Annotated in this window: 31 protein-coding genes and 1 riboswitch; of the genes, 20 read left to right on the top strand and 11 right to left on the bottom strand. The window is 67.0% G+C overall.

Annotated elements, in window-relative coordinates; all coding sequences use genetic code 11:
* Nucleotides 1-245 precede the first annotated feature (245 nt).
* A complete protein-coding gene (locus CA234_RS18055) occupies nt 246-473 on the top strand; it encodes a hypothetical protein (RefSeq protein ID WP_125974019.1) in 228 nt (75 codons plus the stop codon).
* A gap of 250 nt (nt 474-723) precedes the next feature.
* Here CA234_RS18055 and CA234_RS18050 read toward each other — a convergent pair whose 3' ends face one another.
* A complete protein-coding gene (locus CA234_RS18050) occupies nt 724-1,260 on the bottom strand; it encodes a glycine zipper 2TM domain-containing protein (RefSeq protein WP_126002398.1) in 537 nt (178 codons plus the stop codon).
* Nucleotides 1,261-1,343: 83 nt separating this feature from the next.
* A complete protein-coding gene (locus CA234_RS18045; RefSeq protein ID WP_126002397.1) occupies nt 1,344-2,186 on the bottom strand; it encodes a class I mannose-6-phosphate isomerase in 843 nt (280 codons plus the stop codon).
* 123 nt (nt 2,187-2,309) lie between these two features.
* Here CA234_RS18045 and CA234_RS18040 point away from each other — a divergent pair, with 123 nt between their 5' ends.
* From CA234_RS18040 to CA234_RS18030, 3 genes are all read left to right on the top strand, one after another.
* A complete protein-coding gene (locus CA234_RS18040) occupies nt 2,310-3,134 on the top strand; it encodes an outer membrane protein assembly factor BamD (RefSeq protein ID WP_125974013.1) in 825 nt (274 codons plus the stop codon).
* A 43-nt stretch (nt 3,135-3,177) separates the two neighbouring features.
* Nucleotides 3,178-4,839 (top strand): DNA repair protein RecN, encoded by a 1,662-nt coding sequence (gene recN, locus CA234_RS18035; protein ID WP_126002396.1) that lies wholly within the window; start codon nt 3,178-3,180, stop codon nt 4,837-4,839.
* 132 nt (nt 4,840-4,971) lie between these two features.
* Nucleotides 4,972-5,301, top strand: a complete 330-nt coding sequence (locus CA234_RS18030) for a hypothetical protein (protein WP_125974009.1) — start codon at nt 4,972-4,974, stop codon at nt 5,299-5,301.
* Nucleotides 5,302-5,672: 371 nt separating this feature from the next.
* On the opposite strand, the gene CA234_RS18025 is transcribed toward CA234_RS18030, so the two are convergent.
* The 4 genes from CA234_RS18025 to CA234_RS18015 form a co-directional block, all read right to left on the bottom strand.
* A complete protein-coding gene (locus CA234_RS18025; protein WP_126002395.1) occupies nt 5,673-6,215 on the bottom strand; it encodes a hypothetical protein in 543 nt (180 codons plus the stop codon).
* 78 nt (nt 6,216-6,293) lie between these two features.
* On the bottom strand, nt 6,294-6,446 hold the full coding sequence (locus tag CA234_RS24440) for a hypothetical protein (RefSeq protein WP_164521862.1): 153 nt from the start codon (nt 6,444-6,446) through the stop codon (nt 6,294-6,296).
* A 47-nt stretch (nt 6,447-6,493) separates the two neighbouring features.
* On the bottom strand, nt 6,494-7,672 hold the full coding sequence (locus CA234_RS18020) for a glycosyltransferase (protein ID WP_126002394.1): 1,179 nt from the start codon (nt 7,670-7,672) through the stop codon (nt 6,494-6,496).
* A 42-nt stretch (nt 7,673-7,714) separates the two neighbouring features.
* Nucleotides 7,715-8,083, bottom strand: a complete 369-nt coding sequence (locus CA234_RS18015) for a glycine zipper 2TM domain-containing protein (RefSeq protein WP_125974003.1) — start codon at nt 8,081-8,083, stop codon at nt 7,715-7,717.
* 100 nt (nt 8,084-8,183) lie between these two features.
* Between CA234_RS18015 and CA234_RS18010 the strand changes: the two genes are divergently transcribed.
* Both CA234_RS18010 and CA234_RS18005 read left to right on the top strand, forming a co-directional pair.
* Nucleotides 8,184-8,612 carry a cupin domain-containing protein gene (locus CA234_RS18010; protein ID WP_241213570.1) on the top strand — a complete coding sequence of 143 codons (429 nt, stop codon included), beginning with the start codon at nt 8,184-8,186 and terminating at the stop codon, nt 8,610-8,612.
* Nucleotides 8,613-9,044: 432 nt separating this feature from the next.
* Nucleotides 9,045-9,446: a low affinity iron permease family protein gene (locus tag CA234_RS18005; protein ID WP_125973999.1), complete on the top strand. Its 402-nt coding sequence runs from the start codon at nt 9,045-9,047 to the stop codon at nt 9,444-9,446.
* A gap of 6 nt (nt 9,447-9,452) precedes the next feature.
* On the opposite strand, the gene CA234_RS18000 is transcribed toward CA234_RS18005, so the two are convergent.
* The 4 genes from CA234_RS18000 to CA234_RS17985 form a co-directional block, all read right to left on the bottom strand.
* A complete protein-coding gene (locus CA234_RS18000) occupies nt 9,453-10,280 on the bottom strand; it encodes an ABC transporter substrate-binding protein (protein ID WP_126002392.1) in 828 nt (275 codons plus the stop codon).
* Entirely contained in the window at nt 10,277-12,127 is a 1,851-nt protein-coding gene (locus CA234_RS17995; protein WP_126002391.1) for a TonB-dependent receptor, read from the bottom strand. Before CA234_RS17995 ends, CA234_RS18000 begins: the two co-directional genes overlap by 4 nt.
* A gap of 100 nt (nt 12,128-12,227) precedes the next feature.
* A riboswitch (cobalamin riboswitch) is annotated at nt 12,228-12,425 on the bottom strand.
* A gap of 37 nt (nt 12,426-12,462) precedes the next feature.
* Nucleotides 12,463-13,350 carry a bestrophin family ion channel gene (locus tag CA234_RS17990; RefSeq protein WP_126002390.1) on the bottom strand — a complete coding sequence of 296 codons (888 nt, stop codon included), beginning with the start codon at nt 13,348-13,350 and terminating at the stop codon, nt 12,463-12,465.
* Between the two features lie 37 nt (nt 13,351-13,387).
* Nucleotides 13,388-13,555, bottom strand: a complete 168-nt coding sequence (locus CA234_RS17985) for a hypothetical protein (protein WP_241213569.1) — start codon at nt 13,553-13,555, stop codon at nt 13,388-13,390.
* A gap of 282 nt (nt 13,556-13,837) precedes the next feature.
* On the opposite strand from CA234_RS17985, the gene CA234_RS17980 reads away from it, so the two are divergent.
* Entirely contained in the window at nt 13,838-14,455 is a 618-nt protein-coding gene (locus CA234_RS17980; protein WP_125973989.1) for a DUF4142 domain-containing protein, read from the top strand.
* Nucleotides 14,456-14,473: 18 nt separating this feature from the next.
* On the opposite strand, the gene CA234_RS17975 is transcribed toward CA234_RS17980, so the two are convergent.
* A complete protein-coding gene (locus CA234_RS17975; protein ID WP_125974140.1) occupies nt 14,474-14,914 on the bottom strand; it encodes a polymer-forming cytoskeletal protein in 441 nt (146 codons plus the stop codon).
* A 299-nt stretch (nt 14,915-15,213) separates the two neighbouring features.
* On the opposite strand from CA234_RS17975, the gene rpsL reads away from it, so the two are divergent.
* The 13 genes from rpsL to rplP all read left to right on the top strand — a co-directional run bounded on the left by rpsL (nt 15,214) and on the right by rplP (nt 24,890).
* The gene (gene rpsL, locus CA234_RS17970; RefSeq protein ID WP_010545715.1) at nt 15,214-15,585 is read left to right on the top strand and encodes a 30S ribosomal protein S12; all 372 of its coding nucleotides are present in this window, start codon (nt 15,214-15,216) and stop codon (nt 15,583-15,585) included.
* A 63-nt stretch (nt 15,586-15,648) separates the two neighbouring features.
* On the top strand, nt 15,649-16,119 hold the full coding sequence (gene rpsG / locus CA234_RS17965; RefSeq protein WP_010545716.1) for a 30S ribosomal protein S7: 471 nt from the start codon (nt 15,649-15,651) through the stop codon (nt 16,117-16,119).
* 66 nt (nt 16,120-16,185) lie between these two features.
* The gene (gene fusA / locus CA234_RS17960; RefSeq protein ID WP_125973987.1) at nt 16,186-18,282 is read left to right on the top strand and encodes an elongation factor G; all 2,097 of its coding nucleotides are present in this window, start codon (nt 16,186-16,188) and stop codon (nt 18,280-18,282) included.
* A gap of 81 nt (nt 18,283-18,363) precedes the next feature.
* Nucleotides 18,364-19,557, top strand: a complete 1,194-nt coding sequence (gene tuf, locus CA234_RS17955) for an elongation factor Tu (protein ID WP_010545718.1) — start codon at nt 18,364-18,366, stop codon at nt 19,555-19,557.
* A gap of 303 nt (nt 19,558-19,860) precedes the next feature.
* Nucleotides 19,861-20,172 (top strand): 30S ribosomal protein S10, encoded by a 312-nt coding sequence (rpsJ, locus tag CA234_RS17950; RefSeq protein WP_010545719.1) that lies wholly within the window; start codon nt 19,861-19,863, stop codon nt 20,170-20,172.
* A gap of 364 nt (nt 20,173-20,536) precedes the next feature.
* On the top strand, nt 20,537-21,286 hold the full coding sequence (rplC, locus tag CA234_RS17945; RefSeq protein ID WP_126002388.1) for a 50S ribosomal protein L3: 750 nt from the start codon (nt 20,537-20,539) through the stop codon (nt 21,284-21,286).
* On the top strand, nt 21,287-21,913 hold the full coding sequence (rplD, locus tag CA234_RS17940; protein WP_064313339.1) for a 50S ribosomal protein L4: 627 nt from the start codon (nt 21,287-21,289) through the stop codon (nt 21,911-21,913).
* The gene (locus CA234_RS17935) at nt 21,906-22,217 is read left to right on the top strand and encodes a 50S ribosomal protein L23 (RefSeq protein ID WP_010545722.1); all 312 of its coding nucleotides are present in this window, start codon (nt 21,906-21,908) and stop codon (nt 22,215-22,217) included. Before rplD ends, CA234_RS17935 begins: the two co-directional genes overlap by 8 nt.
* Nucleotides 22,218-22,221: 4 nt before the next feature.
* Nucleotides 22,222-23,073, top strand: a complete 852-nt coding sequence (rplB, locus tag CA234_RS17930; protein ID WP_126002387.1) for a 50S ribosomal protein L2 — start codon at nt 22,222-22,224, stop codon at nt 23,071-23,073.
* A gap of 3 nt (nt 23,074-23,076) precedes the next feature.
* On the top strand, nt 23,077-23,355 hold the full coding sequence (gene rpsS / locus CA234_RS17925; RefSeq protein ID WP_010545724.1) for a 30S ribosomal protein S19: 279 nt from the start codon (nt 23,077-23,079) through the stop codon (nt 23,353-23,355).
* Nucleotides 23,355-23,732, top strand: coding sequence for a 50S ribosomal protein L22 (rplV, locus tag CA234_RS17920; RefSeq protein ID WP_010545725.1), 378 nt, complete (start codon nt 23,355-23,357; stop codon nt 23,730-23,732). Before rpsS ends, rplV begins: the two co-directional genes overlap by 1 nt.
* On the top strand, nt 23,732-24,442 hold the full coding sequence (gene rpsC, locus CA234_RS17915) for a 30S ribosomal protein S3 (protein ID WP_010545726.1): 711 nt from the start codon (nt 23,732-23,734) through the stop codon (nt 24,440-24,442). Before rplV ends, rpsC begins: the two co-directional genes overlap by 1 nt.
* 16 nt (nt 24,443-24,458) lie before the next feature.
* A complete protein-coding gene (rplP, locus tag CA234_RS17910) occupies nt 24,459-24,890 on the top strand; it encodes a 50S ribosomal protein L16 (RefSeq protein ID WP_064313338.1) in 432 nt (143 codons plus the stop codon).
* The last annotated feature ends 3 nt before the right edge of the window (nt 24,891-24,893 follow it).

The raw sequence follows: 24,893 nt of genomic DNA, 5'->3' as shown, positions 1-24,893 counted from the left end.
ACGAAAGCTCGCCAAGCTTATCCCGATGCCGGCCATAGCCGGAGCGCAGTAAGCGCCGGGCTTGCTCGTCAGCGGCGCTCAGCCATTATGCCAAACGGCGCTCGAAGCCGCCTTTTTCAACACAATCGGGCGATAGCGGACGAACGGCCTGTCTCTCCCGACGCAGATCGCGATTACACCCGCATGCAAATATCTAAATGCGTTCTACCTTGATAACACACCTCGGTCATCCCACATCCGCCCTCATGCTGAACGCACTTTCGCTGCTGATCGGGCTGGTGGCGCTGCCCTTTGCGCTGGTGGGGATCATCCCGTTCCCCTTCGTGCCGCTGGTCAACTGGATCGCCTTCCCGATCGCGGTTGCCGGCACGGTGGTGGGGATGCTATCGCGCGGGACGGCGGGGCGGAATATCAATCTGCTGATCCTGATCATCAGCGGGGTGCGGCTGATGCTGACCGGCGGGTTCATCTAATCGCTGCCCGCGGCGGGTCGATCTGCTGACCCACACGCCGTCATCCCGGCGGAAGCCGGGATCCATTTGCCTCTATGCACCCGCTCTTGCCGCGACGGCGTGCCAATGGATTCCGGCTTTCGCCGGAATGACGGTTTGATTGGAAGGGCGCGTCCATCCTGACGCGCTTCGATCTTTCTGACGCGCGTCGATCGCGCACAAACAAAAAGGGCCCGGCGAACCGGGCCCCCTTCGTGCAGGCCGTCCGACCTCAGCGGCAGCGGATGTTGCCGCGGTCCACCGAGCGGCCGAGCGCGCCGCCCGCCGCTGCGCCGAGCAGCGTGCCGAGCGTCGCATTGCCGCCCGAGGATAGCGCGTTGCCCAGCAGGCCGCCGGCGATGCCGCCCACGATCAGGCCGGTCGTGCCGTCGTTGCGGCGGCAGTAATAGCGGCCATCGTTGCCGCGGTAGATGCGGTCGTTCCGGGTCAGGCGGCGCTCCTGATAATAGCGGCCGTCGCGATAATAGCGGTCGGCATAATAGCGGCGCTCGCCCGCGGGCAGGCGGTTATAGTCGTAGTTGCGATAGCGGCGCCAATCGCGCTGCCACTGGCGGTTGTCGGCGCGCGAAGCCTGACGGATGTCCTGGCGGCAGTCGCGCAGCTCGCGGCGATATTCGCCGCGGCTATCCGCGTGCCGCAGATCGCGGCGGCAATCCTGGCGTGCATCGCGCTCGCGGGGGCCCTGCGCCATGGCGGGCACCGCGGTTACCGTCAGCGCCGCCGCAGCGGCAACGAACAACATGCGCATCGTGACATTTCCTTGTCGTTATCGATGCGTGCCGAACGTGCCGGCGCGACGGCAGGTTGCGTGAATATGAAACTACGTTCGGTTCATTCGGCGTCCATCGACGGGACACGTGCGTCGCCGGGATAGGCGAACAGCAGGTCGCTGCCCACACCAGCCTCGAGTTCGACATGGCCTTCGAGTGTCAGGCATTCGCCCGCCTTGAAGGCGACGCCGTCGACCACGCCTTCGCCCTTTACCGGGATCAGCCAGCCGGTGATGCCTTCCGGCAGGTCGAAGCGGCGATGCCCGCCTTCCCAGCGCTCGAGCACGAACTTGGGGCCTTCGACCAGGATGGTGCGGTTGGGCGCGACCGCGCCCGGCATCGGGTGCGGGACGAAGGGCACCGGCTCGGACACCGCGATGCCTGCGTCGAGGTGCAGCTCGCGCGGGCGGCCATAATCATAGAGGCGATAGGTGGTCTCGCTGTTCTGCTGGACCTCGATCAGGGTGATTCCCGCGCCGATCGCGTGCACCGTGCCCGAGGCCGAGTAGAAAAAGTCGCCGGCCTTGACTGGCTTCCAGTCGAGCATGTGCTCGATCGAGCCGTCGAGCGCCCCGGCGCGCAGTTCCTCGCGGGTATAGGGCTGCTTGGTGCCCAGCGCGATCGTCGAATCGGGCTGTGCGTCGAGGATCACCCAGCATTCGTCCTTGCCGCGCGGCAGCCCGGCGGCGTGCGCCTGCTCGTCGTTCGGGTGGACCTGCACCGACAATTTCTCGCTGGTGAACAGATACTTGATCAGCAGGTCCGGGGTGCTGTCGCCCGGCGTCTGGAACCAGACCTCGCCGACCGGATCGCCGTCCTTGGCGGGATCGGCAAAGCCCGGATACAGCGTGTGGCGGCCCCAGGGTTTTTCGACGCGGTGGGTGGCGAGAAGCGTGGCGGGCACGGAAGATCCCCTTCGATGACGGTACGGAAATGCCAGCGCATGTGGCCCGAAGCAGGTTCCGCCGCAATCCCGCCCCGAAAAGGATTGTTTGCAGCCACGGCCCCGGTCTAAGAACCCCGCCATATGCGTAGTCCTCTGCCTCGCGCGCTTGCGTTCGCGCTCCTTCCGGTGTTCGCCCTTTCCGTCGCCGGCTGCGCCAAGCGCGGCGGGGTGAAGGATCTTCCCTATGTCGCCCGCGACGTCGGCACCCTGTACAGCACGGCCAAGCAGAAGCTGGACCAGCACCAGTACAAGCTTGCCGCCGCGCTGTTCGACGAAGTCGAGCGCCAGCATCCCTATTCGGTGTGGGCGCGGCGTGCGCAGCTGATGGGTGCGTTCAGCTATTATCTGAACCGGGACTATGCGCAGGCGATCTCGTCGGCGCAGCGCTTCCTGGCGGTCCACCCCGGCAACCGCGATGCGCCCTATGCCTATTATCTGGTCGGCATCTCCTATTACGAGCAGATCAGCGACGTCACCCGCGACCAGAAGATCACCCAGCAGGCGCTCGATTCGCTCGGCGAGCTGATTCGCCGCTATCCGAACTCGAAATACGCCGCCGACGCCCGACTGAAGCTCGACCTGGTCCGCGATCACCTCGCCGGCAAGGAAATGGAAATCGGCCGCTTCTACGAGAAGCGCGGCCAGTGGCTGGCGGCGGCGCTGCGTTTCCGCAACGTGGTCGACAATTACCAGATGACCACCCACGTCCCCGAATCGCTGATGCGCCTGACCGAGAGCTATCTGGCGATGGGCGTGCCGGAGGAGGCCAACAAGGCCGCCGCGGTGCTCGGCGCCAATTATCCGGGCACCGACTGGTACAAGCATGCCTACGAGCTGATGCAGGAAAACCAGGACAAGGTGGCGGCTGCCGCCAAGGCTGGCCCGCCGCCCAAGCCCGCGAGCTAAAAGCACTTTCGTTCTTCTCCTGTTCCTGCGATAGGAGGCCCCGATGCTGACCGCGCTATCCATTCGCGACGTGGTGCTGATCGAGGCGCTGGACCTGGAGTTCGGCGAAGGGCTCGGCGTGCTGACCGGCGAGACCGGGGCGGGCAAGTCGATCCTGCTCGATGCGCTGGGGCTGGCGCTGGGCGCGCGCGCCGATAGCGGGCTGGTCCGCAATGGCGCCGCGCAGGCGGTGGTAGTGGCGAGCTTCGTGCCGCCCGCCGTCGATGGCGCGATCGCCAATCTCTTCGCGCAGAACGGCATGGAGCTGGAGCCGGGCGAGCCGCTGCTCGTCCGCCGGCTGGTCAAGGCCGATGGCGGCAGCCGCGCGTTCGTCAACGACCAGCCTGCGTCCGCGGGCTTCCTTCGAGAGCTGGCGCCGCACCTGGTCGAAATTCACGGCCAGCATGACGACCGCGGGTTGCTCAACCCGCGCGGGCACCGGCTGCTGCTCGATTCCTTCGGGCGCTGCGACACAGGCCCGGTGGCGATCGCGCACCGCGCCTGGCGCGCGGCCGAGGATGCGCTGGCGGTGGCGCGGGCCGAGCAAGACAGTGCCGAGCGCGACCGCGAATGGCTGGAGCATGCCGTCACCGAACTCGCCGCGCTCGCGCCCGAGGAAGGCGAGGAGGAGCGGCTCGCCGAGCGCCGTGCGTCGATGCAGCGGGGCGAGAAGATCGCGACGGATCTGCAGGGCATCGCCGATCTGCTCGAAGGCTCCGACGGCGGGCTGGCGCGGCTGCGGCAGGCGGCGCGGATACTGGAGCGTGTGTCCGACGATCACGAAGCGCTGGCGGAGGCGCTGGCGGCGATCGATCGCGCGATCACCGAAGGCAGCGAGGCGCAGGCACAGGTCGATGCCGCGGCCGAGGCGCTGGCCTTCGATCCCGCCGCGCTGGAGGCCGACGAGGCGCGGCTGTTCGAGCTCCGCGCCGTCGCCCGCAAGCATCGCGTACAGCCGGACGACCTTCCCGCGCTGCTCGCCGAGCTGTCCGGCCGGATGGAACGGCTGAGCAGCGGCGGCGCGGGCATCGCCAGGCTGGAGAAGGCGGCGGCGGCGGCCCATGCCAGCTATCGCGAGGCGGCGCAGACGCTCTCCGCGATGCGCACCATGGCGGCGGCGCGGCTCGATGCGGCGGTGGCGGCCGAGCTCAAGCCGCTCAAGCTCGATGCAGCACGCTTCCGCACCATGGTCGAGCCGCTCGACGAGCACCAGTGGAGCGCCGCCGGCATGGACCGGGTGGAGTTCGAGGTCTCGACCAACCCCGGCGCGCCCTTCGCCCCGCTGATGAAGATCGCCAGCGGCGGCGAACTCTCGCGCTTCATCCTCGCGATGAAGGTGGCGCTGGCGGAGGAAGGCGGGGCGCGGACGCTGATCTTCGACGAGATCGATCGCGGCGTTGGCGGCGCGGTCGCCGATGCGATCGGCGAGCGGCTGGCGCGGCTGGCCCAGGGCTCGCAGCTGCTGGTGGTGACGCACAGCCCGCAGGTCGCGGCACGCGGGGCGCGGCATCTGCTGATCGCCAAGCGCCACGACGGCATCGTCACCCGCACCGGCGTCACCCCGCTGAGCCCCGAGCAGCGGCGCGAGGAAATCGCGCGGATGCTCTCGGGCGCCGAGATTACCCCCGAGGCGCGGGCCCAGGCGGAACGGCTGCTCGCCGCCTGAACCTGAACGAAGGTCGCAGGCTTGCGACAATTGGTGACGCAAAACCGCAGGGGGTGGGACAAAATCGCGACATCGGCGTTCCACAACGGCTCTCGACCGCAGGGGCGGTCTCGTCGAAGTGAGGAGTATCCGATGAAGAAGTTCATGCTGCTGATCGCAGGCCTTGGTGTCGCCACCGCTGCCGTTCCTGCATCGGCGCAGCCGGGCTGGCAGGCCATCAACGCCCGTCAGGATCGCATCGAGCAGCGCATCAACCAGGGCATCCGCTCGGGTTCGCTGAGCCGCCGCGAGGCGACGCAGATCCGCAACGAGTATCGCGGCCTGGTGCGCCTCGAGGCCCGCTATCGCGCCTCGCGCCCCGGCCTGACCCTGCAGGAGCGCCGCGATCTCGACCGCCGCTACGACGCGCTGTCGGCCAAGATCCGCTACGAAAAGCACGATCGCAACAACCGCCGCCGCTGATCGCGGCGGCTAACCAGCGAGACGGGCCTCGCCGCATGGCGGGGCCCGTTTTCTATGGGAATTTCGGAAAACCCCTTTCCGTCATTCCGGCGAAAGCCGGAATCCATTCGCCACTCGTTAGTAGCTGGAGCCCACACGGAGACCCCAATGGATCCCGGCTTTCGCCGGGATGACGATGTGGCAAGGCGGCGCGGGTCACCCCCGCAGCGGGGCGATCCGCTGGAGCAGCAGCCGCCACAAGGGAATCGTCGCCAGCGTCATCTGCGAGGCGAAGGGCAGCACCGGCGCCACCCGGAAGAACCATAAGAACGGCACAGTGCGTCTAGCGCTTGGTTGTTCTGCCGTGTCCCGGTGTCCCGGCAATCAGGCGATCAGCTCTCCGTCTTGGGCGGCGTGCGGCGGGTGCGCGGCTTGGTGGTGGTGTCTGCCTTCTTGCGGGTACGCCGCGGCGGCGGTGCCTTGGCGGGCTTGGCGGGCGCCGCCTCGGTGGCGACGGGCGCCGCGGGCGTGGCCGCGGCCTTCTCGACGGCAGCGGGCTTGCGGGGGCGACGTACCGGCGCGGGCTTGCCGGCGGCGGCAGCCTCGGGCGCGGCGGCGGGCTTGCGGATGCGCTTCACGGCCGGCTTGGCGGGGGTTGCCGCCGCTTCGGCCGCAGCCGGTGCGGGCGTGGCGTCTGGGGCGGGCGCCGGTTCGGCTGGGGTCTCGGCCTTGCCGCCGTCGCCCTTGATCCGTTGGGCGAGCGCGACCAGGCCGGAGGCGAGCAGATCGGCGATGACCGGATGCTTGGCGAGGGCGGTGAGCTGGCGGCGGGCATCCTTGGGCAGCTTGATGCCGTCGATCACCTTGGGCAGGAACGACGTCTTCTTGTCGTCCTTCTTCGCCTTCTTCGCCTTCTTCTCTTTCTTGCCGGCCATGCCGCACCTCCCTCTCTGGGTGAAGCGGCCAGCTTCCGCCAAGCGATTCGCGCTGTCAACGTTTGGCGGCGGACGCGCTCAGTGCTGGGTGGGGCCGTCGGCTTCCCATTCGAAGACGATGTCGAAATCGGTCTCGGCCGGCGCGGTGGCGGCGCGACGCAGCCGGCGCGGCGGCTGCGCGGCCGGGGAGGGGCGTCGGCGCGGCGATCGATAGGGCTTGGGCTTCTGCATCACGGGCTCCTTCAGCCCCCCGCAGCTACGAACCCCTGCAGATACGCTCAGGTTCCGCGACGTCGGGCGACGAGCCGTTCGAGGTGCCGGTGCAATCGTTCGCTGTTTGCCTCCCAGGTGAACGGGGCGGCGATACGGCGAACATCCTCGGGGGCAGGGGGGGCGGCGAGCAGCTGGGCAATGCCGGCGGCGAGCGCGGCGGGGGTGCGCGCGACGATGCGCCCAGCACTGGGCGACGTCACCACCTGCCGCGCGCCGCCGACATCGGGGATGACGATCGGCGTCCCGCTTGCCAGCGCCTCGAGCCAGGCATTGGCGAGTCCTTCGGAGGCGGAGGCGAGCGCCATCACATCGGCGGCGGCGAGCAGGTCGGCGATGGAATCGGGGGGAAGCGGGCCGCACAGTCGGATGCGCTCGCCGCAGCCCAGCGCCGCTATGCGGGCGGCGAGGCGATCGGCCTCCGGTCCCTGGCCGGCGATGGCGAGATGGACGCCGGGCAGGCCGGCGACTGCGTCGATCAGCAGGTCGTGCCCCTTGAGCGGGATCAGCGCGCCGACCGAGGCGACCAGTGGTCCCGCGATCCCCAGCGCGCGCTTGGCGGCGGCGCGGTCGCGCGGGGCGAAGCGGGCGAGGTCGACGCCGGTGACGATGCAGTCGGTCCGCTCGGCCGGCATGCCAAGCGCGAGCATGTCGTCGCGCAGTGCCAGTGATACCGAGAGCAGCCCGTCGGCTGCCTGTCCCGCCCGCACGATCTGGCGGGCGATGGCGGGGCGCCGGGTCCATTGGTGGATGTCGGAGCCCCGGGCCTTGATCGACACCGGCACGCCGAACGCCTTGCCCAGCGCGATCGCGGCTGGGCCATCCGGAAAGAAGAACTCGCCGTTGATCACGTCGAAGCGGAAGGCGCGGCGCAGGTCGGTGAGCGCCGGGCGGAGCGCGCGGGCGAGCATCGCGGCATGGAAGCGGCCGCCGGTGCCGGGCAGATTGAGGAAGCGCGGGCGGTGGACGGCGAGGCCGTTCCAATCCTCGCGCGCTGGCTGATCGGCGAGCGCGGCATAGCGCGGGTGACGATCGAGCGGGAAAGGCGGCAACCCGCGGGGAGCGACCACCCGAACCTCCACCCCGTCCCGCGCCGCGAGCGCCCGGGTCTGGCGCTCGACGAAGATGCCGAAATTCGGGCGCGCGGCATCCGGGAACAGGGTGGAGAGGATCAGGACACGAAGCATGCCCCGGGGTGTCTAGCACCCCGGGGTTAATGCTTCAGCGCATCAGCGGCAGTTGCTGCCGCCCTTTTCGATCGCGCGACCGGCCAGCGCGCCGGCGACGCCGCCGAGCAGGGTGCCGGCCATGCGGTCGCCGTCGGTGTCGATGGTGCGGCCGAGCAGCGCGCCGCCGACCGCACCGACCACGGTGCCGGTGGTGCCGTCGGGCTTGCGGCAATAGCGGCGGCCGTCGCGGCCGCGCCACTCGCGATAGGCGTAGCGGCGATTGTCATGGCGATAGCGGCGGTCGTCATGGCCGCGATAATAACGGTCCTGGCCGATCGATGCCTTGGCCTCGGCCTGGGTGGCGGGCAGCACGACCGCCGCGGGAATGGCGAGCGCCGCGGCGCTGAGCGAAAGCAGAAGGGTACGCATGGGATACTCCCCGAGTTGTTGTTGATGAAACGAACGTGTCGGGTTTAATCCCGGTTGCATGAACCCAATACTACGTCGCGTTCAGGCAGGAGGCAGGCAGTTGAACGAGGCGCGGGCAATCATCGAGAAACTGGGGCTGGCGGCGCATCCCGAGGGCGGCTGGTACCGCGAGACGTGGCGGGCGTCCGCCGAGGGGGAGAGCCGCTCGCCGGGCACGGGGATCCTGTTCCTGCTCGAGGCGGGGAAGCGCTCGCACTGGCACCGAGTGGATGCCGATGAGCTGTGGCTTTGGCACGCCGGATCGCCGCTCGACCTGCTGATCGAGGAGCCGGACCGGGCGATCGAACCGGTCCTGCTCGGCGGCGACGTGCTGGCGGGGCAGGTGCCGCAGGCGCGCGTGCCCGCCGGCCGCTGGCAAGCGACCGAGGCGTCGCGCGGCTGGGGGCTGGTTAGCTGCGTGGTGGTGCCGGGCTTCGACTTTGCCGGGTTCGAGCTCGCTGCGCCGGGCTGGGCGCCGCCGAGGGTCTGAGCGCGGGTTATCCCCGTTATCCACAGTATCAACAGGCGATGCTGCTTGGTGCGACTCGCCGCGAGTGAGACCCTCAGACCTGTAAGAAGGCTGGCGGCGCGGAGGCAAACCGAAGCAAGGTCAGCAGCTTGCAAGCTGGTGTCGGCGCTGGTCCCTTAGGGAAACCGCGCGACCCGGCAGGTGCGCGACGATCGCCCCTCCCGGTGGCGGTTCGCGTGCCGATCCGGCGAGCGTCCCCCTGCCGGGGCGCTTGCCGCAGGCCGCCGACGGGCCAGGCGATGCGCTTCGGCGCACCACCCGACCGGCCGGCGACATGGGGGGCTGGCGGCAACGCCGGCCCCCCTTTAGCGCCCTCACACCCCGGTAGAGCCCCGATTGGCAAGCGCCCGGCGCGCGCGCATAGCGGCGCAGCCAAGGATCGGGAGCATCGGCTTGGGACGGATTTTCGAACGGTTCGCACAAAGCGTCGCGGCATGGGCGGGGCGTCCGCCGGCCTTCGTCCTCGCCTTCCTGGTCATCATCGTCTGGGGGGTGAGCGGACCGGTGTTCCACTGGTCGGACACCTGGCAGCTGGTGATCAACACCGGCACCACCATCGTCACCTTCCTGATGGTGTTCCTGATCCAGAATGCGCAGAACCGCGACGCCGCCGCGCTGCAGGCCAAGCTGGACGAAGTGATCCGCGCGATCGCCGAGGCGCGCAACGAGTTCATCGGCATCGAGCATCTCAGCGAAAAGCAGCTGCTCGACATCCGCGACCGGCTGGAGCGCGAGTTCGGCGCGGCCGATCCGGCGCGGCACGAGTCGATCGAGAAGGTGCTTTCGCGCCGCTGAGGCGGCTTAGCGCACTTGCCGGCGGATCTCGGCGAGGCGGGCGAGCGCGGCGGGGATCACCGGGCCGCCGCAATTGACCAGCTGGCGCGCGAACTGCGCCTGGGTGACCTTGAGGCCGGTCTCGGCGATGGCGCGCTTGCGCAGGATCGCGGCGCGCGAATCGCTGTCGTGCCCGGCGCCTTCGGGAGCGAGCATCACGCGGGGCGGGTCAGCGATCACCCGCTCCATCGGCAGATGGCCGGTATGGGTGAGGCCATAATGCGCCGCCTGGTTGGAGAAGCCGGTAGTGGTCATCAGGTCGTCGAGCAGCGTCTGGCCGCCGGTGACGAGGTTGCCGCCGATCCACAGCAGGGCGGGGGCTTTGGGACCGGTCCAGCGGGCGGCGGCCATCGCAGCGTCGATGCGGGCGTTGAGCGCGGCGCCCTTGGCGGGGACACCCACGGCGTCGGCGAGGTCGGTAACCTGCGCCTTGCTGTCGGCGATCGAGGGCGGGATGCCGAGGTAGAGCACCTTCAGGCCAGCCCGTGCAAACGCCTCGCGGGTCGAGGGCGCGGTGAAGCTGCTGGCGATCACCAGATCGGGCTTGAGGCCGATCACTTCCTCGGCGGTGCCGTTGTTGCCGCGGAAGCGGCGGGCGACGTCGAGCGGGATCGAGGTGGAGTCGGGCGCTTGCGAATAATGGCTGATCGCGGCGATCCGCGACGGCGGGACCAGTTCCAGCAGCGTCGCGTCGGCGCAGGGATTCATTGAGACGATGCCCCCGCCGCCTTGGGACGGCGGCGCCGCGCAGCCCGCGAGCCCCAGGCAGGCAAGCAGCGCGGCGCCGAACCTCACTGGAAGCGCACCCGCACGCCGCCAAAGGCAGCGCGGCCATAGGTGCCGTAGCCGGTGATCTGCTGGTAGCGCACGTCGCCGATATTATCGACGCGGCCATAGACCGAAAGCAGCTTCGTCACCGGCATCTCCGCCCGCACGCCGGCCAGCGCATAGCCGTCGATCGGGGTCAGGTTGCCGACATCGTTGAAGCTGTCGCCCACCATCGTCACCGTGCCGCCGATCGCCAGCCCGAAGGGGAAGCGATAGTCGGCCGAGACATTGGCGGTATCGCGCGGGCGGCGCGGCAGGTCGTTGCTGCGATAGTCGGCGCTGCGATTCTCCGAGAAGACGTGCGTCACGTTCGCCCGCACCGTCAGCGCCTGCACCGGCTGGAGCAGCGCTTCGAGCTCCACGCCCTGGGCGCGGGTCTTGTTGAGGTTGTAATAGGTCGAGGTGTCGAAGTTGTAATCGATCTGCTTGTCCGAATCGCGGTGGAACCAGGTTGCGCCCAGCGCGACTTTGCCGCCGGCCAGCGTCTGGCGCACGCCGGCTTCGTAGCTCCTGGTGGTCTCGGGGCGGAGGGCGCGATCGCCATAGGCGCTGTAGAGCTGGTAGAGCGTCGGCGCCTTGAAGCCTTCGCCGAAGCTCGCGTGCAGCACGGTGCCGGCGGTGGCGCGCACGGCGAGATCGGCGTTCCAGGTCCAGTGGCCGCCGAAGGTATCGTGGTCGTCGTGGCGGACGCCGCCGGTCAGCGTCACGGGTGCTACCGGCGTGACGATCGCCTGGCCGTAGACGCTGGTGATGCCCACCGAGTAGCGCCCCCCGCTGCCGAAGCCCTCGTCATAGCGGATGCGGCTCTGCTCATGCTCGGCGCCGAACACCAGGCGGAGCTGCTCGGCCAGCGTCGCGTCGCCCTGATAGGTGTAGCGCTCGGCGCGGCCGCGATACCGGTACGCGATCGACGAATCTTCATTGTAGCCGTCGCGGTGGATGTCGGAGAGGGTGAAGCCCAGCCGGTTGTGCAGCCTGCCGCCGAACGCCTCATTCTTAAGCCCGGCATAGCCGTAGAGCTCCTGGGTCTTGGCATATTCGCCCGTGTCGCCAAAGGCGTAGGTTGGCGGGGCATAGCCGTCGAGATCGACCTTGCTGTCGGCATAATAGCCGCGCAGGTCGAGCGCGAGGCCGGGGGCCAGCTGCACCTCGACATTGCCGGTCGCGCCGACCTGGCGATAGCCGTCCGCCTCCTTGCCGTTCGCGGCCGCCGAAATGCCGTCGGTGGTGAGATAGCCCGCGGTCAGCCCGGCGGTGATGCGGTCGTTGCCGCCGGCGATCGCCGCGTTGCCGTTGAACGTGCCGAACGACCCGCCCTCGGCATTGCCGCGCACGTGCAGCCCCTGCGCGCCCTGCAGCGTGGTGACGTTGACCACGCCGCCGATCGCCTGGCTGCCCCAGATCACCGAATTGGGCCCGCGCAGCACCTCGACGCGCTCGACCGATCCGGCGAGCAGGCTGGCGAAGTTGTACGCCCCGCCGGTGGCGGAGGGGTCGGCCACGCGAATGCCGTCGATCAGCACCAGCGTCTGGTCGCTCTGCGCGCCGCGGATGCTGAGCGCGGTCGCGGTGCCGAGTCCGCCGTTGCGCACGGCGGTGACGCCCGGGGTTGTGGCGAGCAGGTCCGAGAGCGCGACGGTCTGGCGCTGCTCGATCTCGTCGCGGTCGATGGTGGTGATCGACCGCCCGACGGTGTCGGCGCGCTGGGCGACGCCGCTGGCGACGACGACGATGCGGTCGTCGTCGGGATCGGCATGGGCGACGAGCGGCGCGAGCGCGGCGGTGGCGAACAGGGAAAGCTTGCAGAAGTTCATTTCAGACACCCGAGATGGGGGAGCGCGATGCTCCCGCATGGTTTGGTGTCGCTCACACGGGGATTTCAGCCCCGATCACCCGGTGCACCCCGCCCGCGTGAAGGAATCGACCGTAGCGGGCAGGTCTCCTGGCTCCCGGGTCGTCGCAGGCACGCCGCCTTCCCGGAAGCATGCGGCTCCAGTGGCAGATTGGCGCGCCGGCTCACCGGCTACAGTTGCGGGGGCAGCGCCGGACTCTGGACCGGCTTCCCTTTTCACCCTCCCGTCGGGGGAAGGCACCCGTTACCCGGCGGCCTTTAGCGGCAAGCAGGGCAGGGCGGCAAGCCGCTGCGACATCACCACAGCACGCCGGCCTTGTCGGGTGTTGCCGGTTCGGGGGCGGGGTCGCCGATCGATTGCAGCAGGTCGATCTCGATCGTGCGGCACATCGCATTGAGCGGCAGGTCGTGCACCGTGTTGGCGAACGGGTCGACCAGGTCGTCGCCGATCGCGAGCACCGCCAGGAACATCAGTCCGGCGATGGTCGAGCCCAGTGGCGTGGCGACGCCCAGCGTCTCGACCAGCCCGATCGGCAGCAGCACGCAGAAGATATGGGTGAAGGCAGTCGGCACGAAGCGGAATTGCATCGGCAGCGGCGTGTTCTTCAGCCGCTCCATGCCGCCCTGGGCATTGGCGATGTCGATCAGCACGCTTTCCATCGAATGCTGCTGCATCGGATTGATCCAGCCCTTCGACCGCGCGATCTCGATCCGCCGGCCGGTGCCGTCGACGATGCCGTTGGCGATGTTGGTGCGGGCCAGCGCATAGTCCGCCTCGCCCCGCGAGAGGAAGCGCAGCACTTCCTGGTCCGCCGGCTGGCGGCGCAGCTGGCAGCGCAGCGCATTCACATAGGCGACCTGGCGCAGCACGATGGTGCGCTTGAGATCCACCGCCTCGCCGTCGGGCAGGTAGTTGCGCGCCATCCGCGCCAGGTTGCGGCTGGCGTTGATCATCAGCCCCCACAGTCCGCGGCCTTCCCACCAGCGCTGATAGGCGGAGTTGGAGCGGAAGCCGAGGAACAGCGCCAGCACCGATCCGAACAGCGTCAGCGGCAACGACGGCGCGCGGAACGGCAGCACGAAATAGACGATGGTGACGATGACGTCCCAGAGGAACAGCAGCGCCAGCGGCATCCAGATTTCGCGGAGGACCTGTTTGGCGCGGGGGGCGGTGGTGACGATCATGGGCGGACTATACGCGCGAGAAGGTTTGTAGGTCCGCTCAGCCGTCGTTCCGGTCGGGCGCGGGGCTCGCCGCGTGCGACATCGCCGCGGCGGTGCCGCTCGCGGGGCGCAGGTGGAACCATTCGGGGCGATCGATCGCGATCAGGAAAGCGAGCGTGCACAGCCCGAACAGCAGCAGCGCGATCGAGCTTCGCAGGCGTTCCATGCGGCGGGTTCGTTCATCCTGGTGCATTGTGGGCGTCCTTTTGCAGGTGAGGCGCCACAGCTAAGGATCGATTTTAACCGATAAATGGATGCAAAGTAACGTAAGTTTGCGCGCTGCATCAATCGCGCTGCGCTGCACCAATTTGTCGATGAATCGTGCGGCGCCGGCGCCAACAATTCGACGAATTTCATAACTTATGATGTTAACTCAAGCAGATAAGATGTTTGCTTCGGAACGCGGCCGGGGGCGGGGCGTTCGGTCCCGGAAACCCTGGAGGCCTGTATGATGAAGAAGCACCTGTTGATCCTGAGCGCCGCCCCGATCTTCGCGCTCGCCGCCTGCGGCGGCAACAGCAACGGCGGCACCGATGCCATGAACAGCGGCGACACCGTTACCAACGTTCCCGCCGGCGAGACCTCCATGGGCGACAATATGGGCGGCATGAACGGCATGGACGGCAACGCCATGGCCGCCACGCCGATGACCGGCCAGGACTTCGCCAACACGGTGGCGGCGAGCGACGCCTATGAGATCGCCGCCGGCAAGCTCGCCCAGCAAAAGGCGACGGCGAGCGACCTGAAGGATTTCGGCAAGCAGATGGTGGAGGACCACACCAAGTCCACCGCGATGCTGAAGACCGCAGGCAGCAAGGCCAGCCCGGCGATCACCCCGGCGCCGGCGATGACCGACGAGCAGCAGGCGAACCTGCAGACGCTGCAGTCGGCGACCGGCACCGCGTTCGATACGGCGTACAAGAGCCAGCAGGTCGTCGCGCACCAGAAGGCGCTCGCGGCGGTGCAGGCCTATGCGGGTGGCGGGGACGTGGCGCAGCTGCGCGACTTCGCGAAGGATGCGGAGCCCGTGATCTCCAAGCACTACGACATGATCAAGGGCATGTAAGAGCCGGGGGAAGCGGCCTCAGGCCGCTTCCTCGCTCGCCTTGATCAGCACCGGCGGCGCGACCGTGGCGGTCGCGCCGCCGATATGCTTGAGCCGGCCGTCGATATGGCCGCCCTGTTCGACCATGATCGTCTCATACTCGACGTCGCCGGTGATCCGTGCGGTGCGCTCGATCGTGAGCTGGCGGGCGCGCACCGATCCCTCGACGGCCCCGGCGAGCCGGGCGTCCTCGGCCTCGACTCGGCCGAAGATCTGGCTCTCGGCGCCCTGGACCAGGCTGCCGCAGCGGACGTCGCCCTCGATCCGCCCGTCGATATGCAGGTCCGAGGTGGCGACAAGGTTGCCGGTGATGACGATGTCGGCGCCGAGCACCGAGAACTGCCCGCGCCGGGCATTGCCCTGCGCCGCGCTTGCCGAGGCGCTGTTGCGATCCTCCCGATTGCGATTACCGTTGAACATGCGCGACACCCCCATGCGGAACCCATTCGGCACGCGGGCTAGCACAGCTGCCGCCGGGGATCAGCCCCTGGAAAGGGTTAACGCCGGCGCTGCGTCGGCTTGGGGGCGGCGCTGTTGACCGGATCGCCGCGCATCGGTATAGGCCGCCCGGTTCCGGGTAGGGCGATTCCTGCCTTGGGTACAAAGAGCTGAACGTTGCTGGAGACGCAATCGCCCGGGGGGCTGAGGCCTTCGGGGCTTTTTCGTATTCTGTCCAACAGGGCTCCAGCAAAGTAACCATCTGAAAGGTGAAGGGCTTCATGCCGACGATTAACCAGCTGGTCCGCAAGGGCCGCGAACCGCAGAAGGCCAAGTCCAAGGTCCCTGCGATGGAACAGAACCCGCAGAAGCGCGGTGTCTGCACCCGCGTGTACACGACGACCCCGAAGAAGCCGAACTCGGCGCTTCGCAAGGTGGCCAAGGTCCGTCTGACCAACAGCCGCGAAGTCATCAGCTACATCCCGGGCGAAGGCCACAACCTGCAGGAGCACTCGGTGGTGCTCATCCGCGGTGGCCGTGTGCGCGACCTTCCCGGCGTCCGCTACCATGTCCTTCGCGGCGTGCTCGATACGCAGGGCGTCAAGGATCGCAAGCAGAGCCGTTCGAAGTACGGCGCGAAGCGTCCGAAGTAATCAGGCCATAGTAAGCCCCGGACATGTTCCGGATCGGCTGAAGATCAGAAGGAATTAGTTGAGATGGCACGTCGTCGTCGTCCCGAAAAGCGGGAAATCCTGCCCGATCCCGTCTATGGGGATCAGGTCCTGTCGAAGTTCATGAATTCGGTCATGCTGGATGGCAAGAAGGCAGTCGCGGAAGCGATCGTCTATGGCGCCCTCCAGACCGTCGAGCAGCGCGCCAAGCGCGAGCCGATCGGCGTCTTCCATGACGCGCTGAACAACGTGAAGCCCGGCATCGAAGTCCGCAGCCGCCGCGTCGGCGGTGCGACCTACCAGGTTCCGGTCGAAGTCCGTCCGGAGCGTGCGCAGGCGCTCGCGATCCGCTGGCTGATCGCCTCGGCCCGCAACCGCAGCGAGCACACCATGGCCGCCCGTCTTTCGGGTGAGCTGATGGATGCGGCGAACAACCGCGGCAACGCGGTGAAGAAGCGCGAAGACACGCACCGCATGGCGGAAGCGAACCGCGCCTTCAGCCACTACCGCTGGTAACTTTCGACCCTACATATTGGGGAGCCGGACGGTCCGGCTCCCCAAATTTTCAAGGAAACCACGATCATGGCCCGCAGCCATCCGCTCGAGCGTTACCGCAACATCGGCATCATGGCCCATATCGACGCCGGTAAGACGACCACGACCGAGCGTATCCTTTATTACACCGGCAAGTCCTACAAGATCGGCGAAGTGCACGAAGGCACCGCGACGATGGACTGGATGGAGCAGGAGCAGGAGCGCGGGATCACGATCACGTCCGCTGCTACCACCTGCTTCTGGCGCGCCCAGGACGGCAAGGGCGAAGAGCACCGGATCAACATCATCGACACCCCCGGCCACGTCGACTTCACCATCGAAGTCGAGCGTTCGCTGCGTGTGCTCGACGGTGCGGTCGCGTGCTTCGACGGCGTTGCCGGCGTTGAGCCGCAGTCCGAAACCGTGTGGCGCCAGGCCGACAAGTACGGCGTGCCGCGCATGTGCTTCGTCAACAAGCTCGACCGCACCGGCGCCGACTTCTATTTCTGCGTGAACTCGATCATCGACCGCCTCGGCGCGCGTCCGGCGGTGCTGTATCTCCCGATCGGCATCGAGGGCGGCTTCAAGGGTCTCGTCGACCTGGTCGAGAACCGCGCGATCATCTGGCTCGAGGAGAGCCTGGGCGCGAAGTTCGAATATCAGGAGATTCCGGCGGATCTCGCCGAGAAGGCCGCGAAGTATCGCAGCGACCTGATCGAGATGGCCGTCGAGCTCGACGACGCGCTTATGGAAGCCTATCTCGAGGGCAACGAGCCGAGCGTCGCCGACCTCAAGCGTCTGATCCGCAAGGGCACGCTCGAGATGGCGTTCGTGCCGGTGATCTGCGGCTCGGCGTTCAAGAACAAGGGCGTGCAGCCCCTGCTCGACGCCGTGATCGACTATCTGCCGAGCCCGCTCGACGTTCCGGCGATCAAGGGCGTCAAGCTCGACGGCGAGACGCCGGACGAGCGTCCGTCCTCGGACACCGAGCCGTTCGCGGCGCTGGCGTTCAAGATCATGAACGACCCGTTCGTCGGCACCCTGACCTTCGCGCGCATCTATTCGGGCAAGCTCGAAGCGGCCACCACCGTGATGAACTCGGTGAAGGACAAGAAGGAAAAGGTCGGCCGCATGCTGCTGATGCATGCGAACAGCCGTGAGGACATCCAGGAAGCCTATGCGGGCGACATCGTCGCTCTCGCCGGCCTCAAGGATACCACGACCGGTGACACGCTCTGCGCGCAGAACGCCCCGATCATCCTCGAGCGGATGGAATTCCCCGAGCCCGTGATCGAGCTGTCGGTGGAGCCGAAGACCAAGGCGGACCAGGAAAAGATGGGCGTCGCGCTCAATCGCCTTGCCCGCGAGGACCCATCGTTCCGCGTCTCGTCCGACTCGGAGAGCGGCCAGACCATCATCAAGGGCATGGGCGAGCTCCATCTCGAGATCCTGGTCGACCGCATGAAGCGCGAGTTCAAGGTCGAGGCCAATGTCGGCGCGCCGCAGGTGGCGTATCGCGAATATCTCGCGAAGCCGGTCGACATCGACTACACGCACAAGAAGCAGTCGGGCGGCACCGGCCAGTTCGGTCGCGTCAAGGTCAAGCTGACGCCGGGCGAGCGTGGTTCGGGCATCGTCTTCAAGGACGAGATCAAGGGCGGTAACATTCCGAAGGAATATATCCCCGCGATCGAAAAGGGCTTCCGCGAGACGGCGGCTACGGGCTCGCTGGTCGGCTTCCCGATCATCGACTTCGAAGTGCTGCTGTATGACGGTGCGTACCACGACGTCGACTCGTCGGCGCTTGCGTTCGAAATCACCGCCCGTGCAGCGATGCGCGAAGCGGCGCAGAAGGCCGGCATCAAGCTGCTCGAGCCGATCATGAAGGTCGAAGTCGTCACCCCGGAAGACTATCTGGGCGACGTCATCGGCGACATGAACAGCCGTCGTGGCCAGATCCAGGGCACGGACACCCGCGGTAACGCGCAGGCCGTCACTGCCATGGTGCCGCTGGCGAACATGTTCGGCTATGTGAACGCGCTTCGCTCGTTCACCCAGGGCCGTGCGCAGTACACGATGCAGTTCTCGCACTATGACGAGGTGCCCGCCAACGTCGCCGACGAAGTGAAGGCAAAGCTGGCGTAATCGGAAAACAGCCGCTATGGGGCCGCGTTCTCGCGAGTCCCCATGGCGGCACGGGAAATTGAATCAGAAGGTAGGAAGACAATGGCGAAGGCAAAGTTCGATCGGAGCAAACCGCACCTCAACATCGGCACCATCGGTCACGTCGACCATGGCAAGACGTCGCTGACGGCTGCGATCACGAAGATCCTGGCGGAGAACGTTGCGGGCAACGCAGCGGTCGATTTCGCGAACATCGACAAGGCTCCGGAAGAGCGCGAGCGCGGCATCACCATCTCGACCGCGCACGTCGAGTATGAGACGAACAGCCGTCACTATGCGCACGTCGACTGCCCGGGTCACGCCGACTACGTGAAGAACATGATCACCGGCGCAGCGCAGATGGACGGCGCGATCCTGGTGGTGGCAGCGACCGACGGTCCGATGCCGCAGACCAAGGAGCACATCCTGCTCGCCCGTCAGGTCGGCGTGCCGACCATGGTCGTGTTCCTCAACAAGTGCGACCTGGTCGACGACGAGGAAATCCTCGAGCTGGTCGAAATGGAAATCCGCGAAGAGCTCTCCAAGCGTGAGTTCGACGGCGACAACATTCCGATCATCCGTGGTTCGGCGACCGCTGCTCTGAACGGCACCGACGACAAGCTGGGCAAGGACGCCATTCTGGCGCTCATGGCCGCTGTCGACGAGTCGATCCCGGAGCCGGAGCGTCCGCTCGACAAGCCGTTCATGATGCCGATCGAAGACGTGTTCTCGATCTCGGGTCGCGGCACCGTGGTGACCGGCCGTGTCGAAACCGGCATCATCAAGGTTGGTGAAGAAGTCGAGATCGTCGGCATCCACGACACCCGCAAGACCACCGTCACGGGCGTCGAAATGTTCCGCAAGCTGCTCGACCAGGGCCAGGCCGGCGACAACGTCGGTGCGCTGCTGCGCGGCGTCGCTCGCGACGAGGTGGAGCGTGGTCAGGTTCTGGCGAAGCCGGGCTCGATCAAGCCGCACACCGAGTTCAAGTCGGAAGTGTACGTCCTGTCGAAGGACGAGGGTGGCCGTCACACGCCGTTCTTCGCGAACTATCGTCCGCAGTTCTACTTCCGTACCACGGACGTGACCGGCACCGTCGAGCTGCCCGAGGGCACCGAGATGGTGATGCCGGGCGACAACATCGCCCTCGGCGTCAAGCTGATCGCGCCGATCGCCATGGACGTCGGCCAGCGCTTCACCATCCGTGAAGGCGGTCGTACCGTCGGCGCGGGCGTGGTTGCCTCGATCGACAAGTAAGCACCCCGCCGGCGTCCGCCGGCAGGTTGTAAGTACCTTGCGGGCCTCGGCCCGCCGGTGACTGCAAAAAGGTTCCGCCCGGCACTCAGAAAATGAGTGTCGGGCGGTTGCCTTTTTATAGAAGGCCCGTTAAAGGCGCGCCCTTCGAGTTTTGAGTTCAACAGCAAGAGGCGGCCATCCAGCCGCCGTTCCGGTTCAACCGGCGCCGCCCGAATCGCTCTAGCAAGCGGATGGGGCAGGGGCCGGGGCTTCGCCGGGATGGCAATTGGGTGCGTTGCCCCGCTCTTTCGCATCGGTAGGACCATGGAAACGCAGAATATCCGCATTCGCCTCAAGGCGTTCGATCACCGCGTGCTCGATCAGGCTGCCGGCGACATTGCCGACACCGCCCGCCGTACCGGCGCCCTCATCCGTGGCCCCATCCCGCTCCCGACTCACATCGATAAGTTCACGGTCAACCGTGGCCCGCACATCGATAAGAAGTCGCGCGAGCAGTTCGAGACGCGCACCTACAAGCGCATGCTCGACATCGTTCAGCCGACCCCGCAGACCGTGGACGCGCTCATGAAGCTCGACCTGGCCGCCGGCGTCGACGTCGAGATCAAGCTGGCCTGAGCCGGCTGACGCCCCCGCGCTTCGCGGGGGCTTTTGGCGTTCACCCTTTAATGCGGTGGACATGGAAGCCTAGCTGACGTAAAGGCGCCGCTTCCACGAGATTCGCGGCTCCGCATGCGGAGTCGCCATCCTCCTCGACCGGATCGTTTCCCGATCCAACGCAAGGAGTGGCGGGCCGACCAGGTCCGCAGCGACAAGGGATACCGCCGGCGGCTTTCGAGTGGCCGGGCCTGCGTCCCCCGTCTCTTCCACCGCAAGGTGGAGGTTCAGCCCGGACGGGGGCTTCGCAGTAAAGCATTCAGGGTTGAACACGCACCCGCGGGAATGGTCCCGGGGGTGCCTCTGTAATAGGAGCAACAGGCCGATGCGCACTGGCGTTATCGCGAAGAAGATGGGGATGACCCGCCTGTTCCAGGACGACGGCCGGCACGTGCCGGTGACCGTTCTGGCACTGGAAGGCGTCCAGGTGGTCGCACAGCGCACCACCGAAAAGGATGGCTATGTGGCCGTTCAGGTCGGCGCCGGCACGGCGAAGGCCAAGAACGTCGCCAAGCCGCAGCGCGGCCACTTCGGCAAGGCCGAAGTCGAGCCGAAGGCGATCCTCTGCGAATTCCGCGTCGAGGAAGATGGTCTGCTGGACGTGGGCGCCGAGATCTCGGCCGACCATTTCGTCGCGGGCCAGCTGGTCGACGTGTCGGGCCGTACCCAGGGTAAGGGTTTCGCCGGCGCCATGAAGCGTTGGGGCTTCGGCGGTCTGCGCGCCACCCACGGCGTTTCCGTCTCGCACCGTTCGCACGGTTCGACCGGTAACCGCCAGGATCCGGGTCGCGTCTTCAAGAACAAGAAGATGGCCGGTCACATGGGCGACCGCAATCGCACCCAGCAGAATCTGGAAGTGGTCGGCACCGATGCCGAGCGCGGCCTGATCTTCGTCAAGGGTTCGGTTCCGGGCTCGAAGGGCGGCTGGCTGATCGTGAAGGACGCCGTCAAGGTCGCCCGTCACGCCGAAGCGCCGTACCCCGCCGGTCTGAAGGCCGTCGCGAACAGCAACGAGGCTCCCGCCGAAGCGCCCGCCGTGGCCGCTCCGGAAGCCACCGAAGGCCAGGAGGGCTAAGTGAAGGTCAAGGTTCAAACCCTCGACGCCGCCGAGAAGGGCGATATCGAGCTCAACGACGAGATCTTCGGTCTCGATCCGCGCGCCGACATCCTGCACCGCGTCGTCACCTGGCAGCTCGAGAAGCGTCGCGGCACTGCCCGTGGCACCCGCGAGCGTTCGGACGTTGCGCGTTCGGGCAAGAAGTGGGGCCGCCAGAAGGGCGGTGGTACCGCCCGTCACGGCGATCGCCGCGCGCCGGTGTTCATCGGCGGTGGTAAGGCGCACGGTGCCCGTGTTCGCGACTTCAATCCGTCGCTGAACAAGAAGATCCGCGCGCTGGGCCTGAAGATGGCGCTGTCGAGCCACGCCAAGGCGGGTTCGCTGATCGTCATGGACAGCCTGGTCGTCGAGAACGGCAAGACCAAGGTCCTGGCCGGCAACCTCGAGAAGCTGGGCTTCGGCAAGAAGGCCCTGGTGATCGATGGCGACACCATCGAGAACAGCTTCGCGCTGGCGGCAGGCAACCTGCACCAGGTGGACGTGCTGCCGGCGATCGGCGCCAACGTCTACGACATCCTGAAGAGCGACACGCTGGTCCTGACCCGCGCTGCCGTCGAGAAGCTGGAGGCGCGCTTCAATGGCTAAGCAGTCCAAGCCGGTCGACATCCGTCACTACGACGTGGTGCTCGCCCCGCACATCACCGAAAAGTCGACGCTCGTCTCCGAGGCGAACGCCGTGGTCTTCAAGGTCGCCAACGACGCGACCAAGCCGGAGATCAAGGCTGCCGTCGAGGCGCTGTTCAACGTCAAGGTCACCGGCGTGAACACCCTCGTCCAGAAGGGCAAGACCAAGAAGTGGAAGGGCGCGCCCTACCGCCGTTCGGACTTTAAGAAAGCGGTCGTGACGCTCGCCCAGGGCGAACAGATCGACGTGACCACGGGGATCTGAGACCATGGCGCTCAAGAACTATAATCCGACGTCGCCTGGCGTCCGCGGGCTGATCCTGATCGACCGCTCGCAGCTCTTCAAGGGTCGCCCCGTCAAGGCGCTGACCGAAGGCAAGACGAAGAGCGGCGGCCGTAACAACAAGGGCCATGTCACCTCGCGTGGCATCGGCGGCGGTCACAAGCAGCGCTATCGCATCGTCGATTTCAAGCGCCGCCTGTGGGACGTCGAGGGCACCGTCGAGCGGATCGAGTATGACCCGAACCGCACCGCCTTCATCGCGCTGATCAACTACGGCGCCGACGAAGCCGGCAAGGATCGTCTGGCCTACATCATCGCGCCGCAGCGTCTCGCTGTCGGCGACAAGGTGATCGCGGGCAAGAAGACCGACGTGAAGCCGGGTAACGCCATGGAACTGGGCCAGATGCCGGTCGGCACCATCGTCCACAATGTGGAGATGAAGCCGGGCAAGGGCGGTCAGATCGCCCGCTCTGCCGGTGCGTACGTGCAGGTCGTCGGTCGTGACCGCGGCATGGTGATCGTGCGCCTGGGCTCGGGTGAGCAGCGCTACATCCACGCCGCCTGCATGGCGACGGTGGGTGCGGTGTCGAACCCCGACAACCAGAACCAGAACTTCGGCAAGGCCGGTCGTAGCCGCTGGCAGGGTGCGCGTCCGCTCACCCGCGGTGTTGCGAAGAACCCGGTCGACCACCCGCACGGCGGTGGTGAAGGCCGTACCTCGGGCGGCCGTCACCCGGTTACCCCGTGGGGCAAGCCGACCAAGGGTGCGCGCACCCGCCACAACAAGGCGACGGACAAGATGATCATCCGTTCGCGTCACGCGAAGAAGAAGGGCTGATAGATGGCTCGCTCCGTATGGAAGGGTCCGTTCGTGGACCTGCACCTTCTCAAGAAGGCAGAAGCCGCCCAGGATCAGGGCACGCGCGCTGGTCCGATCAAGACCTGGTCGCGTCGCTCGACGATCCTCCCGCAGTTCGTTGGTCTGACGTTCAACGTCTACAACGGCCGCAAGTTCGTGCCGGTGTCGGTCAACGAGGAAATGGTCGGCATGAAGCTCGGCGAGTTCGCGCCGACCCGCTTCTTCCCCGGCCACGCCGCCGACAAGAAGGGTAAGCGCTAATGAGCAAGCAGGCAGCCCCCCGTAAGGTCGGCGACAAGGAAGCCCTTGCCGTCGCCACCCAGATCCGTGGTTCGGCCCAGAAGCTGAACCTGGTTGCCGGTCTGATCCGTGGCCGCACCGCCGCGGAAGCGATGAACATCCTCGCCTTCTCGAAGAAGGCGATGGCGGTCGACGCCCGCAAGGTGCTGGCTTCGGCCATCGCCAATGCCGAGAACAACCACAACCTCGACGTCGACGCGCTCGTCGTCGCCGAGGCCTCGGTCGGCAAGTCGATCACGATGAAGCGCTTCGCGACGCGCGGCCGTGGCAAGTCCACCCGCATCCTGAAGCCGTTCAGCCGTCTGCGCATCGTCGTGCGCGAGCAGGAAGAAGCATAATGGGTCAGAAGAGCAATCCCATCGGTCTGCGCCTGCAGATCAACCGCACCTGGGACAGCCGCTGGTTCGCGGAAGGTCATGACTATGGCCGTCTGCTGCTGGAGGACCTCAAGATCCGCAAGTTCATCCTCAAGACGCTGCCGCAGGCCGCGATCTCAAAGGTGGTCATCGAGCGCCCGGCCAAGCTGTGCCGCATCTCGATCTTCGCGGCGCGTCCCGGTGTGATCATCGGCAAGAAGGGCGCGGACATCGAGAAGCTGCGCAAGACGCTCGGCGCGATGACCTCGTCCGACGTCTCGCTCAACATCGTCGAGATCCGCAAGCCGGAAGTCGATGCGAAGCTCGTCGCGCAGGGCGTGGCGGACCAGCTGGAGCGCCGTATCGCGTTCCGTCGTGCGATGAAGCGCGCGGTGCAGTCGGCCCTCCGTCTCGGCGCCGAAGGCATTCGTATCACCTGCGCCGGCCGTCTGGGCGGCGCGGAAATCGCCCGCACCGAATGGTACCGTGAAGGCCGCGTTCCGCTGCACACGCTGCGCGCGAACGTCGACTATGCCGAGGCCGAAGCCCACACCGCCTATGGCGTGTGCGGCGTGAAGGTCTGGATCTTCAAGGGCGAAATCCTCGGTCACGATCCGATGGCGCAGGACCGGCTGAACCTCGAGGCACAGACCTCGGGTGTTCGTCCGTCGCGCGACGATCATCGCCGCTAAGGACTAGGACAGAACAATGCTGCAACCGAAGCGCACCAAGTTCCGTAAGGCCTTCAAGGGCCGCATCCATGGCGATGCCAAGGGTGGTACGGCGCTCAACTTCGGCTCCTATGGCCTGAAGGCGATGGAGCCCGAGCGGATCACCGCGCGCCAGATCGAGGCGGCTCGCCGCGCGATCACGCGTCACATCAAGCGTCAGGGTCGTCTCTGGATCCGCATCTTCCCGGACGTTCCCGTTTCGTCGAAGCCGGCCGAAGTCCGCATGGGCTCGGGCAAGGGTTCGCCGGAATTCTGGGTCGCCCGCGTCAAGCCGGGCCGCATCCTGTTCGAGCTGGACGGCGTCCCCGGCCCGCTCGCAGCGGAAGCGTTCGAGCGCGCCGCGATGAAGCTGCCGATCAAGACCAAGGTCGTCGCTCGCCTCGGCGACACGACGCACCTGGAGGGCTGAGAG

Origin of the sequence: Sphingomonas sp. ABOLE (assembly GCF_003950455.1) — a bacterium.
GTDB classification, from domain to species: domain Bacteria; phylum Pseudomonadota; class Alphaproteobacteria; order Sphingomonadales; family Sphingomonadaceae; genus Sphingomonas; species Sphingomonas trueperi.
This window is presented reverse-complemented; position numbering and strand designations above follow the sequence as displayed.